Annotated in this window: 14 protein-coding genes; 11 read left to right on the top strand and 3 right to left on the bottom strand. The window is 34.8% G+C overall.

The window, feature by feature from the left end:
- Positions 1-10 precede the first annotated feature (10 nt).
- The gene (locus D9842_RS15350) at positions 11-241 is read right to left on the bottom strand and encodes a DUF378 domain-containing protein (protein ID WP_121663258.1); all 231 of its coding nucleotides are present in this window, start codon (positions 239-241) and stop codon (positions 11-13) included.
- Between the two features lie 144 nt (positions 242-385).
- On the opposite strand from D9842_RS15350, the gene D9842_RS15345 reads away from it, so the two are divergent.
- From D9842_RS15345 to D9842_RS15335, 3 genes are all read left to right on the top strand, one after another.
- Complete coding sequence (locus tag D9842_RS15345; protein WP_121663257.1) at positions 386-1,549, top strand: iron-containing alcohol dehydrogenase; 1,164 nt, start codon at positions 386-388, stop codon at positions 1,547-1,549.
- 177 nt (positions 1,550-1,726) lie between these two features.
- Positions 1,727-3,079 (top strand): glucose-6-phosphate isomerase, encoded by a 1,353-nt coding sequence (locus D9842_RS15340; protein ID WP_121663256.1) that lies wholly within the window; start codon positions 1,727-1,729, stop codon positions 3,077-3,079.
- Between the two features lie 196 nt (positions 3,080-3,275).
- Entirely contained in the window at positions 3,276-3,680 is a 405-nt protein-coding gene (locus tag D9842_RS15335) for a YugN-like family protein (RefSeq protein ID WP_121663255.1), read from the top strand.
- Here D9842_RS15335 and D9842_RS15330 read toward each other — a convergent pair.
- Both D9842_RS15330 and D9842_RS15325 read right to left on the bottom strand, forming a co-directional pair.
- On the bottom strand, positions 3,677-4,672 hold the full coding sequence (locus D9842_RS15330; RefSeq protein ID WP_121663254.1) for a potassium channel family protein: 996 nt from the start codon (positions 4,670-4,672) through the stop codon (positions 3,677-3,679). The genes D9842_RS15335 and D9842_RS15330 overlap by 4 nt on opposite strands.
- Positions 4,673-4,681: 9 nt before the next feature.
- A complete protein-coding gene (locus tag D9842_RS15325; protein WP_121663253.1) occupies positions 4,682-4,927 on the bottom strand; it encodes an atypical membrane-integrating protein (Mistic protein) in 246 nt (81 codons plus the stop codon).
- A gap of 218 nt (positions 4,928-5,145) precedes the next feature.
- On the opposite strand from D9842_RS15325, the gene D9842_RS15320 reads away from it, so the two are divergent.
- The 8 genes from D9842_RS15320 to D9842_RS15285 all read left to right on the top strand — a co-directional run bounded on the left by D9842_RS15320 (position 5,146) and on the right by D9842_RS15285 (position 17,785).
- Positions 5,146-5,829: a zinc metallopeptidase gene (locus D9842_RS15320; protein ID WP_121663252.1), complete on the top strand. Its 684-nt coding sequence runs from the start codon at positions 5,146-5,148 to the stop codon at positions 5,827-5,829.
- A 118-nt stretch (positions 5,830-5,947) separates the two neighbouring features.
- Positions 5,948-7,561 (top strand): diguanylate cyclase, encoded by a 1,614-nt coding sequence (locus D9842_RS15315; RefSeq protein WP_121663251.1) that lies wholly within the window; start codon positions 5,948-5,950, stop codon positions 7,559-7,561.
- Position 7,562: 1 nt separating this feature from the next.
- Positions 7,563-8,609, top strand: coding sequence for a HEAT repeat domain-containing protein (locus tag D9842_RS15310; protein ID WP_121663250.1), 1,047 nt, complete (start codon positions 7,563-7,565; stop codon positions 8,607-8,609).
- 46 nt (positions 8,610-8,655) lie between these two features.
- Entirely contained in the window at positions 8,656-10,008 is a 1,353-nt protein-coding gene (locus tag D9842_RS15305; protein ID WP_251402936.1) for a glycosyltransferase family 2 protein, read from the top strand.
- The gene (locus D9842_RS15300; RefSeq protein ID WP_121663249.1) at positions 10,001-13,261 is read left to right on the top strand and encodes a hypothetical protein; all 3,261 of its coding nucleotides are present in this window, start codon (positions 10,001-10,003) and stop codon (positions 13,259-13,261) included. The genes D9842_RS15305 and D9842_RS15300 overlap by 8 nt, the downstream gene beginning before the upstream one ends.
- A gap of 81 nt (positions 13,262-13,342) precedes the next feature.
- Positions 13,343-13,708 (top strand): response regulator transcription factor, encoded by a 366-nt coding sequence (locus D9842_RS15295; RefSeq protein ID WP_121663248.1) that lies wholly within the window; start codon positions 13,343-13,345, stop codon positions 13,706-13,708.
- Positions 13,695-16,586 (top strand): ATP-binding protein, encoded by a 2,892-nt coding sequence (locus tag D9842_RS15290; protein WP_121663247.1) that lies wholly within the window; start codon positions 13,695-13,697, stop codon positions 16,584-16,586. Before D9842_RS15295 ends, D9842_RS15290 begins: the two co-directional genes overlap by 14 nt.
- 800 nt (positions 16,587-17,386) lie before the next feature.
- Positions 17,387-17,785, top strand: coding sequence for a secondary thiamine-phosphate synthase enzyme YjbQ (locus tag D9842_RS15285; RefSeq protein WP_121663246.1), 399 nt, complete (start codon positions 17,387-17,389; stop codon positions 17,783-17,785).
- Positions 17,786-17,902: the final 117 nt, after the last annotated feature.

Genomic DNA, 17,902 nt, shown 5'->3' with positions numbered 1-17,902 from the left:
TTCTTCACTCTTATCGAGCTTCTGGGCGAGGTTCTCTTGCTACTTCTTCAGAAGGTTTGAATAACAGACCAAGATTGATTAAACCAGCAATACCAACTAAACCGTAAATGATTCGTGATAATGCTGAATCCTGGCCGCCGAAGATAGCTGCTACTAGATCAAATTGGAAAAAACCAATTAGTCCCCAGTTAATTGCTCCTATTATCGTAAGTACAAGTGCTATACGTTGAATTGCGCTCATTTTTATTTACAACCTCCTTAGTTGTTAACTACACTTATATCTTGCGAAAAAACAAAAAAACTATTCAAAGAAAATTTTAATAAAAGCACATTTCTTTACAATAAAATCAGGAAATTACATAATCTAAATATGGAGGCGATATAAATGGATAATTTTACATACTATAATCCCACTAAATTAATCTTTGGTAAGGGACAGGTAGAACAACTTGAAAATGAAGTTCCAAAGTACGGAAAAAAGGTTCTTGTTGTATATGGTGGAGGAAGTATTAAGCGCAATGGTCTCTATGACAAAGTCATTCAAATTTTAGAGAAAAATAACCTTGAAGTATATGAATTGTCTGGAGTTGAACCAAACCCTAGGTTATCAACGGTTCATCGTGGCGTTGAGATATGTAAAAAAGAGAATATTGATTTTATATTAGCAGTAGGTGGAGGAAGTGTAATCGACTGTACAAAGGCCATTTCTGTTGGGGCGAAATATGATGGTGATGCTTGGGATATTGTGACTAAGAAACATATTCCTACAGAAGCTGTGCCATTTGGTACAGTATTAACATTAGCTGCAACAGGTTCTGAGATGAACTCTGGTTCTGTTATAACGAATTGGGAAACAAAAGAAAAATATGGTTGGGGTAGTCCTTTAACATTTCCTAAATTTTCAATATTAGATCCAGTAAATACGTTCACTGTACCAAAAGATCAAACGGTATATGGCATTGTTGATATGATGTCACATGTATTTGAACAATATTTTCATCATACAAAAAATACACCTTTACAAGACCGCTTCTGTGAGGCAACATTGAAAACAGTTATTGAAGCAGCTCCTAAGCTAATAAATGATCTAGAAAATTACGAGCTTCGTGAAACGATTCTTTACTCCGGTACGATTGCATTAAATGGCCAACTTCAAATGGGGTATCGAGGAGATTGGGCAAGTCATAATATTGAACATGCTGTTTCTGCTGTTTATGATATTCCGCATGCCGGTGGATTAGCGATTCTGTTTCCTAACTGGATGAAGCATAACCTAGATCAAAATGTATCTCGTTTTGTACAAATGGCTGTTAATGTTTTTGATGTCGATCCTTCTGGTAAAGACGACCGAACAGTTGCTCTTGAAGGCATTGATAAACTTCGTGAGTTTTGGAGCAGTATTGGAGCACCTAGTCGTTTAAAAGATTATGATATTAATGATGAAAACATTGATTTAATGGCTGATAAAGCAATGATTAATGGAGAATTCGGTAATTTTAAATCTTTAAATAAAGACGATGTGGTTGCGATCTTAACAGCATCTCTATAAATTAAAAATATTCAAACACGGGGGTTACTCCGTGTTTGCTTTATTATGTAAATGAATTGTCAGAAAAGATTGAATATGTTAGCGGTTACATAAAGATCTATACTTGATTTACACATGTAGTTTAGATAAAGTTGTTATTAGCTATAAACAAATAGTAAACATTGGAGGAAAAATGTTATGACGCATGTAAGCTTTGATTATTCTAGTGCCTTAACTTTTTTTAACGAACATGAACTTACATATTTAAGGGATTTTGTGAAAGTTGCTCATCATTCTATTCATGAGCAAACAGGAGCTGGAAGTGACTACTTAGGTTGGGTGGATCTTCCTAACAATTATGATAAAGAAGAATTTGCTCGAATTCAAAAAAGTGCTGAAAAAATTAAGAACGACTCAGAAGTTCTTCTTGTCATTGGTATTGGTGGTTCTTATTTAGGAGCACGTGCTGCAATTGAAATGCTTAATCATTCTTTTTATAATTCTTTATCAAAAGAACAAAGACAAGCTCCACAAGTTATTTTTGTAGGAAATAACATCAGCTCTACATACATGAAGGATCTTCATGATTTACTTGAAGGAAAAGATTTCTCGATTAATGTTATTTCTAAATCGGGTACAACAACTGAACCAGCATTAGCATTCCGTATTTTTAGAAAGCTTCTTGAAGAAAAGTACGGAAAATCTGAAGCGAAGCAACGTATTTATGCTACAACTGATAAAGCACGTGGTGCTTTGAAAACACTTGCAACTGAGGAAGGTTACGAGTCATTCATCATTCCAGATGATGTTGGAGGTCGTTATTCAATATTAACAGCTGTTGGATTATTACCAATCGCTGTAACGGGTGTAGATATTGAAGCCATGATGAAGGGTGCTCAAGCTGCAAGCGAAGATTTCGGAAAATCCGAGCTTGAGGAAAATCCAGCATATCAATACGCAGCTGTCCGTAATGTTTTATACAACAAAGGAAAAACGATTGAAATGCTAATTAACTATGAGCCAGGACTACAGTATTTTGCTGAATGGTGGAAGCAATTATTTGGCGAAAGTGAAGGGAAAGACCAAAAAGGAATTTATCCTTCTTCAGCTAACTTCTCAACTGACTTACACTCTTTAGGACAATATGTACAGGAAGGACGTCGCGACATTTTTGAAACAGTCATCAATGTTGAGACTCCTCGCCATGAATTAACGATTGAGGCAGAAGAAAGTGATTTAGATGGTTTAAATTATCTTGCTGGTAAATCAGTAGACTTTGTTAACAAAAAGGCATTCCAAGGAACAATGTTAGCTCATACTGATGGTGGGGTACCTAACTTAGTAGTAAATATTCCAAAAATGGATGAATACACACTCGGATATTTAGTGTACTTCTTTGAAAAGGCTTGTGCAATGAGTGGTTATCTTCTAGGAGTAAATCCATTTGATCAACCAGGGGTTGAAGCATATAAAGTAAATATGTTCGCTTTACTTGGAAAGCCTGGCTTTGAAGAAAAGAAAGCAGAACTTGAAAAACGATTAGAAAAATAATTTTGAAAAAGGTCGACATTCATGTCGGCCTTTTTTCGTTTTAATGGTCATGATTTTCTTATATTAGGCAAATCTAAGGAAAAGGCGATGTTAAGCCATTTCCTTTAATAGGGTAGGCTTTGTTTTTTGAAAGAGGTCACTAAACCAGCAAGAAGAAATGTAATATTAACAGACCTAAGATAAAGGAGGATTTGCTTTGATTGAAGTTCGTTCAAGGTTAGAAGGACAAACATTTCAATTATATGACCTAGAGCAGGAGCTTAAACCTTTAGGATATACGATAGGTGGGAATTGGGATTATGATCATGGCTACTTCGATTATAAAATTGATTCTGAGGTTGGTTATCAATTCTTAAGGGTACCATTTACATCCGTTGATGGACAGCTGGATTCAAGAAATACAACAGTAGAATTAGGTACACCTTTTCTTTTATCACATAAATATCAAATTGGATTAGATGACCATGTGCATATTGGGAACTTTAGTGCTTCTTTTGATCAATTCCAGGAGCCGCAGGATAAAGATGCAACCTTCCCTGAAGAATATATTGAGTTAGGGAAGGCGCTTGTTAAGGAATTAGAGGCAGTATTGCTTGATTAATGAGTAAAAACGATTAGAGAATCATGATCTTGTATTTCAAAGGAGAGGGGCGGATTCACTTTCGTATCCTCTCCTCTTTTTATGCCAATTAAAATCGATTCTTTTTCGAGGAGTTGGTGACTTGCATCTTTGAATGTTTTGCCAATCAACTCTTTATTTACCGGAAGAACTTGAAATAAGTTACCACTTGCAGGGTTAAGCTCAGAATAGAAGCTTGATAAACCGTTTTTCGCTAAGTAACTGCTCATAATAAAGTGACTTGTTAATTTATAAGACTTAATTATTTCATTTGCTCCAGCTCTGCTAGCATTGTTCGCTTGCTGTTCTGTTAGCAATTCGATCACACAGTATAAATTTGGATTAAGTCCTTTTAGGGATAAAAGGACAAGAATTGAGTTCATATCTGCATCTTGTTCGTTTTTATGCTGATCAGCAGTAATGATGGCTGCATCAGCTTCTTGGATATTCGCTTTAAGTAAAGTTTGCTCATGGGCTGGATTTCCACGGATGAAATGAACATTTTCAATTAATGGAGATTCTTTTAGCGAGTCATCTATTAAGACAATTTGTTTATATGGCTTAACAGTTTGTAAAGAATCAATCATTTCATTTGCTTTTTCATTCCACCCAATTAAAATAACATGATTTTCACCAGAAAAAGTCACATTTCCTTCAAGGTATGAGTGTTGTCTTTTTATAGCAGCTGAAGAAACGCTAGCAAAATAGGCTGTTACAAAGCTGGCTCCAGCTAAAATCATGATCATTGCAATACCTCTTCCAACATACGTTTGTGGAACATAATCACCAAATCCAACAGTAGAGACAGTTACAAGAGCCCACCAAATTCCATCAAAAGTGGTTGGAAACTCGTTTGGTTCTACGAGAGTAATGATTTCACCAAATACTAAAATGATGAGTAGTACGATAAGGGTAATACGATAATGAATAGGCCAACGCAACCATTGTGTGATGGTTTTATTTGATTTTGCCATGTTGAGAACTCATCCTTTCTTATTTGGTATAAAAGATAAAACTTCTTTAATAATCGTATTAATTTTGGTTGTAACCTCGTCTTTTCCATATGTTTCAATGGCCTTTTCAATCGTCTCGATTGTATCCTCTGAGAATTCAATAAGTGCTTTATCTTCTTCAGAATCATTATAAAAACCAATAAAGGAGTCTAACCCTTCATTCATTTTATCAATTGCTTCACTAAGTAATTTCTTTTCTTCTTCATTTACTTTCAACAGTTTCACTTCCTAACTATTAGCATTTGGGGCTTATACACAAACCTACCAAATAAATTCTTTCACTTTATTTAAGAGTCCATTTTTTTAGTATGTACACCTTCTGTTTATAGTTTGCGGATTAAGCAAAAGAAACCATATGAAATTTTGTATGGTAGAAATCATTGTTTTGCTTAAACTATCGATAATAAAGTATCTGCTGTAGGGAGGATATCAACATGTTTTTTCATCCATTGGATTTTTTAATCATTATTGCATTTGGTCTTTCATTATGGGCGCAGTTTCGAGTTAAGGGGAATTTTGAAAAGTATGCTAAGGTGTCAGCATCTTCTCATATGACTGGGGCTGAGATTGCAAGGCAGTTACTTGACCGAAACGGGTTATCAGACGTACCTGTTGAACATGTGAGGGGTACTTTAACAGATCATTATGATCCCTTAAAAAAAGCTGTTAGATTATCGGATTCAGTCTATGGAAGTCAATCAATTGCAGCGATTTCTGTTGCAGCACACGAGGTTGGTCATGCAATTCAACATCGTGAAGCATACGGTGCACTCGTTTTACGACATAAAATGTTTCCAATTGTGAACTTTACTTCAGGTATTGCGCCATTTTTGTTATTTGGTGGCTTTTTATTAGGAAGTTTAAATTTAATTGGCTTAGGGATCATCTTTTTCTCAGCAGTTGTAGCCTTTCAGCTTATTACGTTGCCAGTAGAATTTAATGCAAGCTCAAGAGCAAAAAGATTAATGCTTTCTGAAGGAATGATTGTTAATAATGAGGAAAGAGGGGTAAGTAAAGTATTAAGTGCTGCTGCTTTAACTTATGTGGCCGCTGCCTTGCTTTCCTTGCTGCAATTAGTAAAGTTTATTGCGATCTTTTCGCAGGGGAACAGAGAATAAGTGTTTCGAAAGTCGAATCTTGTCAAAATATAAACTTTTTTCTAGAATTCCCCCCTAAAATATGGTTATATGGAGAGAAGAGATAAATGTAAATATTCGTTTTGAGTAGGAGAGGCCAATGAGTAAATATTTGCAAACATTAATTAAAAATGTACGAAAACAGCTTGAAGCTTGGTTAAATGAACAACAAGAAATTCAACATAAAGAACTTTATCGTTTCCTACACTCCATATCTGGAACTGCTGCAACCATTGGATTTTCTGAAGCAGGAGATATGGCCCAAGAATTGATGAGCCATTTAAAGGAGCATGAAGAACGAGTTTGGGACAAAGAGGAATTGCAATCTTTTTTGCTACCCCTTATTTCCATTATTTATTATGAAGAATATTCCAATGTTGATGAAATTATTGAGAACAAAAAAGAGTATGAAGATAAAAACCTTATTTTGCTCATAGACGATGATACAGCATTATTAATGTACCTTAAGGATGAATTAGAGAAAGAAGGCTGGGTGGTGATTGCTGTTGCTGACCCAGACCGTGCTATTAATTCCTATTATGACTTGAATCCTGACTGTGTTGTTATTGATGTTCATATGAAAGATAAAAATGGACTAGATGTACTGTTGCAAATAAAGGAAAAAATGAAGCAACAGTTTATTCCGACAATTATGATTAGTGTTGATAAATCAAAGGAAATCAGAATGAAAAGCTATAAGCTGGGCGCAGATGATTTCATACAAAAACCTTTGGAAATGGATGAATTTATTGTAAGAATAAACCGCCAACTTGAGCGAAAACAAGCTGTTGACGATGTAATGTTAATCGATGAGCTAACAAGGGTTTATAACAGGAAATTTTTAGCTCAAACTTATGAACGCTTGGTTAGTAATTTAAATAGAAGATATGAGCCATTTTGCTTAGTGCTTGTTGATTTAGATCATTTTAAACAAGTGAATGACACATACGGTCATATCGTAGGTGATGAGGTTTTAGCAACATTCGCTGATGTTGTTAGAAAGGGCCTAAGAGTTAATGACATCATTATTCGTTATGGTGGTGAGGAATTTATTATCCTTCTGCCTGAAACAGAAGCTAATGAGGCGAAACTTGTTATTGAGCGGATTTTAAAGGAGTTTTCCAACACTGCTTTTCGTTTTGGAGATTCAAAATTCTATAATTCGTTCTCTGCAGGAATTCATGAAGTCCACCCAACTCAGTTAGAGCTAAAAAGAAATATCGATATTGCAGATGGAGCACTTTACGAGGCGAAACAGGCTGGTAGAAATCAGGTGAAAGTGGCTGCTGTAAATAATGTTAAATATACTAAGAAACCAATTCACATTGGAATTATTGATGATGATCCAATAATTCGCACAATGCTTGAGGACTTAATCAGTAAAAGTAAGTTTACAGATGGATTTACACTTGATATTAAAACCTTTAAAGATGGTATGGAGTTTATGGAAGTAGGGTGGCATCTTAACAACAAAGATCCATATTTACTCATACTTGATGGCATGATGCCGAGAATGGATGGATTGGAAGTATTGCAGAAATTAAGAAGTCTTCAATATCAGGAAAGATTTACAGTGATGATGCTAACATCCCGAAAAAGTGAACATGACATCTCTAGAGCCTTACAGCTTGGGGCCGATGATTATATAACAAAGCCGTTTAAATTATTAGAGCTTGAAACCCGATTAGGTCACTTAATTAAGAGGATGAAGTAATATGCTTGAGATAAGTTTAGTAGTGCTTTTTATTTTATTTCTGGCAATGTTTTTTATCTTAATTAGTTTGTTTACGTATTTGGTAATTATAAAGCATTTTCATAATCAAAAAAGGAAAAAAATTGACGATCTTAAAGAAACATATCGCTTAGATATGTTTCATTTTCTACAATCGGGTGAAGAAGGGAGTTTACAACCTGATAAAACAGAAGAGAAATTTATCGCCCTAATTGAATTGCTTAATGAATATTCTAATGTACTTGATAGTGAGGATGTAAAAGGAAAAATAAGCGAATTTGCAAATAAACACTTAACAAATTATATGAAAAGTGAACTAAAGCAGCGGAGATGGAGCCTAAGAATGAACGCTCTATACTCTATTGAGGATTTTTATATGAATCACTTAGTAGGTGAGCTACATAAATTATATGCTAAAAAAAATGTAACACGTACTGAAAAATTTCAGATGTTAAATCTTTTTGCTAAATTTCATGATGATCAGATTGTTTATTATTTAAAGAATGTTGATCCAGCTATTTCAAATTTCACGCTATTATCTATTTTATCTCTCTTGAAAGAAGAGCAATTTAATGAACTAGCAGATGACTTTGGGGCATTATCAAAACAAATGCAATACATGATGATTGAAACGATCGGAAAAAAGCAATATTTACATCATATTAACCTAATTCAAAAATTACTTGAAAATAGTAATGAAGAGTTAAGAATTAGAGCTTTAAAGGCATTTGCTAACACAGGGGCACCAATAGACGAAGCTATATTAAGTAAGTTCTTTGAGTCAACAAGCTGGCTAGTTCGAATGATGGCGGCAAAAGTTGCTGGTGTTAGAAGACTAAGTCCATTTAAAGACCGGCTAGTTTCATTATTATCTGATCGTGAATATGTTGTTCGTTCTGAGGCAGCCAAAGCAATTTTACAGTTTAAGGGTGGGGTAGATCTATTACGAAAAGTCGTATCAGAATCCAATGATGGTTTTGCAAAGGATATGGCCCTTGAATGGCTTGGAAAGGAGGGCGTTGAATATTAATTGGTCTAGTTTTTTGGTAGTTGGTAGTTGGTTTATCTTTATCTACATGATCATCATTATTGTTGTGTATGGAGCAATGCTTGTTATTTCCCTACTCAATATACGTAAAAATTATGAGTTAGATGAGGTCGAACCTTATGAAGAATTGCTACAATCTGAATTTACAAAGCCTGTCTCCATTCTTGTCCCTGCCTACAATGAATCTGCGGGTATTTATGGGAGTATTCGCTCCTTAATAAGTATTGAGTACCCTGAATATGAAATTATTATTATTAACGACGGTTCAAAAGACGATACTCTTGAAAAGCTAATAGATCGTTTTAATATGGTGAAAATCAATCGAGTAATTAGAAAACAGTTGAATACAAAAGAAGTCAAAGGCGTTTACCAATCTACAATTTATCCTTATATGTATGTCATCGATAAGGAAAATGGGGGAAAAGCAGATGCGTTAAACGCAGGAATTAATCTTTCAAAATATCCTTATTTTTGCTCCTTAGATGGCGATTCCATTATTGAAAGAAATGCTTTCTTGAAGGTGTTGAAGCCAATTATTGAATCAGATGACGAGGTCATAGCCTCAGGTGGTAGTGTTAGAATCGCTAATGGTTGTGAAATACAGAATGGTGAGCTTACAAAGATAGATCTTCCAAAAAAACCACTTGTCGTTATGCAAATTGTTGAGTATTTACGAGCGTTTTTAACCGGTAGAGTAGGGTTAAGTGAAAATAATTTATTGCTCATCGTATCAGGTGCATTTGGCGTTTTTTCAAAGAAGTGGGTTATTGAAGCAGGTGGCTATGCTCACACTGTTGGAGAGGATATGGAACTTGTAGTTAGACTTCATCGATTAATTAAAGAAAAGAAAGAAAACAAAAAGATTATCTATGTACCTGACCCGGTTTGTTGGACTGAGGCTCCGGAATCCATAAAATATTTAAGACGTCAAAGAAAAAGATGGCACAAAGGCTTATTCGATAGTTTATGGAAGCATCGAAAATTAATGTTTAATCCAAAGTACGGCTCAATTGGCATGTTTTCTATGCCATATTTCTTTTTTGTTGAGTTTTTAGGTCCGTTCATTGAATTAATAGGATACATAATCCTAATACTTTCTATTTTTGCAGGAAGTATCTATTTAGAATATGCTATTATCTTCTTTCTACTCTCATTAATATACGGTTCTATCTATTCTATGGCTTCAGTTTTATTAGAGGAATGGAGTATGGAAAGATATCCTAAAGTGAAGCATTTTGTGATCTTATTTCTTGTATCTATAACAGAAACGTTTTGGTATCGCCCTTTAACAGTTATTTGGAGAGTAGAGGGAATGCTTGAAATGCTTATAGGGAAAAAAGGCTGGGGAGAAATGGTTAGAAAAGGTGTGTCAAATGAATAAAAAAAATGTACTGATTATCACAGGACCATTTTTACTACTTGTTTTATTCTCGTCTCCTTTTTGGTTATGGCAATTAAAAGCAAGTGAAAATGTTAATGTATTGATTATTGATAAAACGGTACCTGATCAATCTTATCGGGAACATAAAGGGTTAGTTTGGTTACTGAATCACTTGAAATTGATTAAGGATGGCGGTGATGAATACAAGGCACAAAATGATTATGTTGGATTTGTGCCAAGTAATGAGCCACCTAAATTTGATACGAGAGAACTTCCGGACAATTTATCTCCTTACGATGTGTTGTATTTAGCTGATGGATACGGTGTGTATAAAGATGAATATCTTGAGGGGAATCAAGAAGGGAATCGTTCAGAGTTATTGTACGGTGGGATGACAATTGAAGAGGTTAGAGCATTATCTGCGTCTCTTATTGAAAATGAGCAAACACTTATTGCTGAATTTAATACGTTTGGATCCCCAACGGAAGAGAAGGTTCGTCAGGAGTTTTATAACCTGTTAAACATAGATTGGACTGGCTGGATGGGGCGGTATTTTAATGAATTGAGCATTGCTGAAGTGCCTGGTTGGGTGAAAAAGAACTATGAAGCCCAATATGGAAAACCTTTTAAATATACGGGAAACGGTTTTGTTTTTGTAAACGAAGAAGATCAAGTGGTTGTTTTGACGAACAAAGATACATTTGATGACCATGCCTTATTTACACTTACAGATGCAGGTTTGTCTAACTTTGATATCGATAGAACCATTCAATATAACTATTGGTTTGATATAGTAAATGCGCGTAGTGAGGAAGAGGTTCAAGCTACGTTTGATTTACCATTAACACAAAGTGGTCAACAAAAGTTAAACGAATTTAATATACCAACAAAATTCCCAGCTGTTATTCACCATAATAATCAAATGTATGATAGCTATTATTTTGCAGGTGATTTTGTTGATCAGGAGAAAGTACCAAGTATTTATCAAATGAGTGGTTTGTCGATGTGGCAAAAGCTGTTTTCTTTTGAGCAAAAGGGAAGAACAGATACATTCTTTTGGAAAGCTTACGTACCAATGATGACGACCATTTTAACAGAAAAAGAGAAAGCAGCTGTTAGTCAAAATGCAAAAGTTGAACCAGAGGTTTTGACAAAAGAAGGAATGAAACTAACTGGTGCTGCTTCTAACGACTACCTACAAGTTTATCAAAACGGTGCCTGGGAAGATGTCCTAATTAAAGGTGTGAATATGGGGATCGCCAAACCGGGGACCTTCCCTGGAGAAACAGGCATAACAAAACAAGAATATGCAAGATGGTTTGATCAGATAAGTGAAATGAATGCTAATGCTTTACGTGTTTATACAATACATCCACCAGCCTTTTATCAGGCATTATATGAGCATAACATTAGCCGTGAAGATCCTCTTTATCTCTTTCACGGTGTATGGGTAAATGAAGATGTGTTTTTTGATGACGAAGCAGGAAGAACGGCGTATGATCCGGAAGTAATGGAAGATTTTAAGGCGGAAATTCAGCGAACAGTCGATATTATTCATGGAAATGCCGACATTGAAGAAAGAACAGGTCATGCTAGTGGAAAATATGTTCATGATCTATCTCCGTATCTTCTAGGGTGGATTATTGGAGTTGAGTGGGATCCTGATAGTGTAATTAGAACAAATGAAAAATATCCTACTAAATCTAGTTATAACGGAAAGTATATGATGACTGAAAATGCCTCTCCATTTGAAGTGTGGCTCGCTGAAATGATGGATTATACAGCATCATATGAAGCGGAAAACTATCAATGGCAGCATCCAATGAGTTTTGCAAACTGGGTGACAACTGATTTGCTTACACATCCTGCTGAGCCTGATGAGGATGAAGATAAGGTATCCATTAATCCAAATAAAATAAAAGCTAAGGACGAGTTTTATTCGGGTTTGTTTGCCTCTTATCATATTTACCCTTATTATCCTGAATTTCTAAATTATGAGGAGAAATATGTTAACTTTATTGATCATCGTGGGGAAAAGAATAACTATGCTGGATATTTAAATGATATGAGACAATATCATGACATGCCAGTGGTGGTTGCTGAGTATGGAATTCCGGCTTCACGAGGGTTATCTCATGAAAATGTCCATGGCTATGACCAAGGACATCATTCTGAACAAGAACAAGGTCAATTTCTATCGAGTCTATATGAAGATATTGTTGAACAAAATATGGCAGGAGGACTTGTTTTCTCATGGCAGGATGAGTGGTTTAAACGAACATGGAACACGATGGAATATGATAATTCAGATCGTCGACCATATTGGGATAATATTCAAACGAATGAGCAGCATTTTGGACTGTTAAGCTTTGAGCCTGATACGCAAGAAACACAGCTACAAATTGATGGTGACATTTCTGATTGGAAGGCTAGAAATGCAGACCCGGTTGCTCAGAGTAATGAAGAAGAGGCAATTAAAAATGTTTTCATGTCTAGTGATGAACGAGGTTTATTCATAAGAATTGATTATGATCAAACAAAATGGAATCCAGAAGAATATAATACGTCGATTTTGTTAAATACGATAAAAAACCAAGGGCAATCGACCATTCCTAATGTGAAACGTGTTAATGAAGAAGGTATTGATTTTGTTGTAGAGATAAATGGTGAGGATCAATCAAGAGTGCTAGTGGATAGCTACTATGATACATTCTATTATCAATATGGAAAAGTGCTTAATATGATTGAAACAAAAGATTATGCGAATAAAAAAAATAATGGAATCTATCACCCAATACGCTTAACACTTAACAAAGAATTGACGATAAATAAAGAAGAAGGACAAATGACCGTTCCTTTTTCATCATATGAGACAGGAAAATTAACATATGGTGTAGGCAACCCACAAAAGGAGAACTCAACTTCCCTTGCGGATTTTTATATAAAGGATGGAACTTTAGAACTTCGTCTTCCTTGGTTAATGATTAATGTGAAAGATCCAAGTCAAAAAGAAATTATGGGCGATGTATGGTCAGAAAAAGGAATAGCTAGCTCAGAAATAATCCAATCTCTTTTTGCAAAGGTTGTTGTCACAAATAAAGATCAGGAACCTGTACAGATGGTACCTACTTTAGAAGGTGATTGGATCCAATATTCTTGGGATAATTGGGATGAACCAACATATCATGAGCGCTTGAAGAAGTCTTACAATTATCTGCAGGAAACATTTAAAAAAATCAATATTAACGAATAATCAAAAATGAAAATCTCAGACCTGTGAAATTTCTACAGGTCTGAGATTTTTAAAAGAAAGCGATGTAGGGAGTTAAATAATATGTCAAAAATATTACTTGCAGAAGATGAAGAAGTATTGCGAATGCTCGTTGTTGATACTCTTGAAGATGAAGGGTATTCAATTGATGAGGCTTGTGATGGGCAAGAGGCGTACGATCTCATTAAGCAGAATGAGTATGATTTAATTCTGCTTGATTATATGATGCCTGTTTATACCGGTTTAGAATTAATTGAATTGATACGAAAGGAAAACATACAAACAAAAATCATGATGCTAAGTGCAAAGAGTCAGGCAACTGACCAGCAAAAGGTACTTGAAGCGGGAGCTAATTATTTTATGTCAAAGCCTTTTAGCCCAATACAGCTTGTTGAAAGAATTGAGGAGATATTAGGTGAAGCTAGATAAATATTTAAAAACAAGTTTGGCTAGACAATATGGTGTTTTGACTTTCACAATTATTTTTGTCTTTAGCCTTTTAGTAGCGGCTTTGATGATTTATGAAAACTCCATTTTGGATAACTTTGATAATGAAAGTAGAAAATTGGAAGTAAAAGAAACAATTGTATCAGACCTAGATTACTCTTTTAATTTAGCCATTTCAGAAATGAGAGCCTATTTCGCTTATAAAGGTGAACAAACTTATTATAATAAGGTTCAAGAACAAAGGGATATAGTTGATGAAAAAATATCAGAACTAGAAAATGTTGCTGATACAGAAGAAGATGTACTATTTATCCAACAAACAAAGGACTTTTACGACTATTATTTTGAAGATGTAATACCTCGCTCTAAGAGTCTATATGATAATAATCAGCCAGAAGAAGTTTATCAAATAGCTGTAAACCAAAATGGTTCAGATACGATTCGAACCTATCAAAATAATATTAAAAAATATACAGATAATCTTGAAGGTCTCCTTACTATTCTGAAAGATGAGCAAAGAAAAAAAATTACAATTAATCAAATATTGTTTGGTGTATTCCTATTATTATTAGTTATTGGTATGGTTGTTTTTGTTCGAAAAATGCTGAACAATATCGGTGCTCCCTTAAATAAGCTAACCCTTGCTGCAGGTCAGATAACAGATGGGGAACCTATTTTATTTACTGATTCGTCCAATAGACAAGATGAATTAGGGCTTCTCTCTTCTGCATTTGAGAAAATGACAAAGAGTATACAAGATAAGGAACAAGACCTGAGTGCACAAAATGAGGAGTTACTTGCTCAGCAGGATGAATTGCAAGCACAGCAGACAGAGCTTGAAGAAGCTTTAGAGGTTGCTCAGAATAGAGAGATGGATCTTAAGAGACGAAATGATCTTGTAAAAGGTATTGCAAATACGCTAGATAAACAAAGAGTATTGGATAGTATTGTGCAAACAATGTGCGAGGTAATAGGGGCTGATAAAGGAATTGTTGTTGTGATGAATCGCACATATCAACATGCTAGTATTGGTCTCTCATCAAAAGGTGTAGAGAAGTTTATTCATAACATAAATTCTGGTGAGATTGAGAAGTTAAAGGAGCTTAGAAAACCTTATACAATAAAACGAGAGTGTGATGAGGAAGAAACAGGATTCCATCTTGTTAAATCCTATTGTTACGACCTGTATATGCCTGTGCTATCATCTTCAGGTGAGATAGAGGCTATTATGGTCTACTCCAGATATTCTACATCCTACAAAGAGGATGAATTAGTAGAATATGATGGACTTAGCAAACAGATTGCAATTTCTCTAGATAAAATTCATATTTTTGAACAATCTGAGGAAGAACGCTTATTAACACAAGATATTTTAGATACAATTAATGAAGGAATTCAACTTATTGATGTAAAGGGTAAAGTGATACAGGTTAATCAAAAAATATGTGATATTATTGAATGTCACCGAGATACTCTTGTTGAAGATTCATATGAAAAATGGCTTTCTAAGCTAGCAAATTCGGTTGAAAATAAACAAGAATTAAAACAATTTTTTGATTCAATTCTCATAGACGGTAAAACAGATCAGTCTTCTTTTATCTATCATCAACATAGTCCTACTAATCGTGTGGTTCAAGTATATTGTGAACCGCTGACTAGAGCAGGTGAAAAATTTGGAACAGTTATTGTCCACCGTGATATCACTAAGGAATATGAAGTTGATGTGATGAAGTCTGAGTTTGTTAGCACGGTAAGCCATGAACTTAGAACACCTCTAGCAAGTGTTCTTGGCTTTACAGAACTTATGCTGAATAAGGAGTTAAAGCCTGAACGACAAAGAAAATATTTAACAACCATTTACCAAGAAGCGAAGCGATTGACAGCTTTAATTAATGATTTCTTGGATGTTCAACGAATGGAAGCCGGAAAACAAACTTATGACAAAAAGTACGATGATCTCGTTCCACTTATCATGAATATTGTTGAAACCTATCAAGTGAATAATCCTTCTCACATGATACATTGTGATATTCAGACAAGTAATACGATGGTATTAGGAGATAAAGATAAGATTGGCCAAGTGTTTAATAATCTGATAAGCAATGCGATTAAATATTCTCCAGATGGAGGAGACATCTTTATCAATGTATTTGAAGAAGGACCTAATTTAAACGTTTCTGTAAAAGATCAAGGTCTTGGTATTCCAGAAGATGCGATTCATAAATTGTTCACAAAATTTTATCGAGTAGATAATTCTGATAGAAGAAGAATCGGTGGAACAGGACTAGGTTTAGCTATTGTAAAAGAAATCATGAAAGCCCATGAAGGTGATGTTTTCGTACAATCTGTATTAAAAGAAGGTAGTACTTTTACTGTTAGCTTCCCATTAGTTATTGGGGGAAATCTTAAAGTTGATAAGCCTCATGAACCGGAAAACAAAGGCAAAGTGAATGTCATTATTGTTGAAGATGATAACAGTCTTGCAAATCTTCTTCAAACAGAATTAGAGGAAAGTCATTTTTATGTAAAAATCTACAGCAACGGGGAAGAGGCATTAGCAGCAATAAAAGAAGAAAAGCCCGATGCTATTGTCCTTGATATCATGTTAGAGGAAAAAGGGCTTGATGGTTGGGATATTATTAAGGAATTAAAAGCAATAGATGAATTTAAGTCAATTCCAATCTTTATTTCAACGGCTCTAGATGAAAAAGAAAAGGGCTTGGCTCTTGGAGCTAACGAATACCTAATAAAACCTTATCAACCAAGCAAACTGTCAAAGTTGATTCTTCAGACCTTGCTCAAAAAGGACTGGAGTGGTCAAATCCTCATTCCTAGCGAAAATGGAGATTACAATAAATAAATGAAAAAACTAGTCTATAAAATTAACGGATTCGGTTTCCTAATACAAAAACTAAATTAGCACACCAAGAAGCAGTCCTATTCGCAACTGAATAAGACTGCTTCTTTTTTGTTGATTTATATGGGTTTATTAAATGGACGGTAAATATGCTCTTAATTCGAACCACTTTTAACATGGAGACATAAAGTTTTGCCTGCAAGAAATTCTCATTGGTATTCCAATTCAATTGGTGAGCTAAAAAAGATATGTAACTACCAGGGGGGATGTCTGAGTGACGGATTAATTGAGTAACCGATAGTTTCAATAAGCGGAGTTCTTCCGGTTAAACTGAAGAATAGAACTCGGTTGAGGGATATAAGCGGAGTTTTTCCGGTTAAGTAAAGTAAAATGGTCCATTTTCATCTTTTTCGATTAAATAGGCGGAATCTTTCCGTCTATTTAATCTATTTTTTGTGCTATTTCCTCAATAAGAGGAGTTTCTAAGCTTATCTTAGTAGCTTATTTCCTGGCAATTCTTGAAGAGTTGAAAATCACTTTTATGAGTGCTTATCTTGGTATAAAAATGATTGGAGAATTGTAAAGTGTACCTTTACTTATTTACTTGCCAATTGCTTTTTAATCTTAGTGTGAATGACTATATGAAAAGCATAATTCGTATTTTTTACTTCAAAGCCGTAAACCGAACCTGTTACGATAAAATGAACTAGTTTCTTTCTTATCTATTTAAGAAACTAAAATGTTTAAGAGACTGCTTTAAACGGTATATACTAGTGTTAATAGCGATAGAAAGGAGACTTTTTATGTTAAAGAAACACACGCTAGAAACTCATAAACGGGATGAAATGATTGAAGTCACTCATTTAGTTCAATCTTTCATAAATGATCAGAATATGGACGAGGGTGCGGTTTTGGTATATTGTCCACATACAACTGCTGGCATTACGATCAATGAAAATGCCGACCCTGATGTTAAAACTGATATGTTGCGGCGCTTTGATGAAGTTTACCCATGGAAGCTTGTCAAAGATTTACACGGAGAAGGTAACACGGCAGCACATATGAAAGCGAGCACTGTTGGCAGCTCGCAAACAATAATCGTTACAAATGGAAGATTATTACTAGGAACATGGCAAGGAATTTACTTCTGTGAATTTGATGGCCCAAGACAACGTGATGTTTATTTTAAGATCATTAGATAAGTGTGAAAGTTTAATGAAATATGTTGGTAGTGGAAATAATAAGCTCCACCCTAAAATGGTTTCTTTTATTTGTTTTATGGTAAAATGAGAAAACATAAAGCACATACCGTTTGAGGT

This window comes from Metabacillus litoralis, from assembly GCF_003667825.1.
GTDB lineage: Bacteria > Bacillota > Bacilli > Bacillales > Bacillaceae > Metabacillus > Metabacillus litoralis_B.
The sequence above is the reverse complement of the archived record's forward strand: the minus strand, read 5'-3'. Positions and strand labels throughout refer to the sequence as shown.

Excerpts from the sequence above, each read along its gene's own strand:
- D9842_RS15315 (WP_121663251.1), top strand. The coding sequence starts at position 5,948 with ATGAGTAAATATTTGCAAACATTAATTAAAAATGTACGAAAACAGCTT.
- D9842_RS15330 (WP_121663254.1), bottom strand. The coding sequence starts at position 4,672 with ATGGCAAAATCAAATAAAACCATCACACAATGGTTGCGTTGGCCTATT.
- D9842_RS15320 (WP_121663252.1), top strand. The coding sequence starts at position 5,146 with ATGTTTTTTCATCCATTGGATTTTTTAATCATTATTGCATTTGGTCTT.
- D9842_RS15285 (WP_121663246.1), top strand. The coding sequence starts at position 17,387 with ATGTTAAAGAAACACACGCTAGAAACTCATAAACGGGATGAAATGATT.
- D9842_RS15295 (WP_121663248.1), top strand. The coding sequence starts at position 13,343 with ATGTCAAAAATATTACTTGCAGAAGATGAAGAAGTATTGCGAATGCTC.
- D9842_RS15305 (WP_251402936.1), top strand. The coding sequence starts at position 8,656 with ATGATCATCATTATTGTTGTGTATGGAGCAATGCTTGTTATTTCCCTA.
- D9842_RS15340 (WP_121663256.1), top strand. The coding sequence starts at position 1,727 with ATGACGCATGTAAGCTTTGATTATTCTAGTGCCTTAACTTTTTTTAAC.
- D9842_RS15300 (WP_121663249.1), top strand. The coding sequence starts at position 10,001 with ATGAATAAAAAAAATGTACTGATTATCACAGGACCATTTTTACTACTT.
- D9842_RS15345 (WP_121663257.1), top strand. The coding sequence starts at position 386 with ATGGATAATTTTACATACTATAATCCCACTAAATTAATCTTTGGTAAG.
- D9842_RS15310 (WP_121663250.1), top strand. The coding sequence starts at position 7,563 with ATGCTTGAGATAAGTTTAGTAGTGCTTTTTATTTTATTTCTGGCAATG.
- D9842_RS15350 (WP_121663258.1), bottom strand. The coding sequence starts at position 241 with ATGAGCGCAATTCAACGTATAGCACTTGTACTTACGATAATAGGAGCA.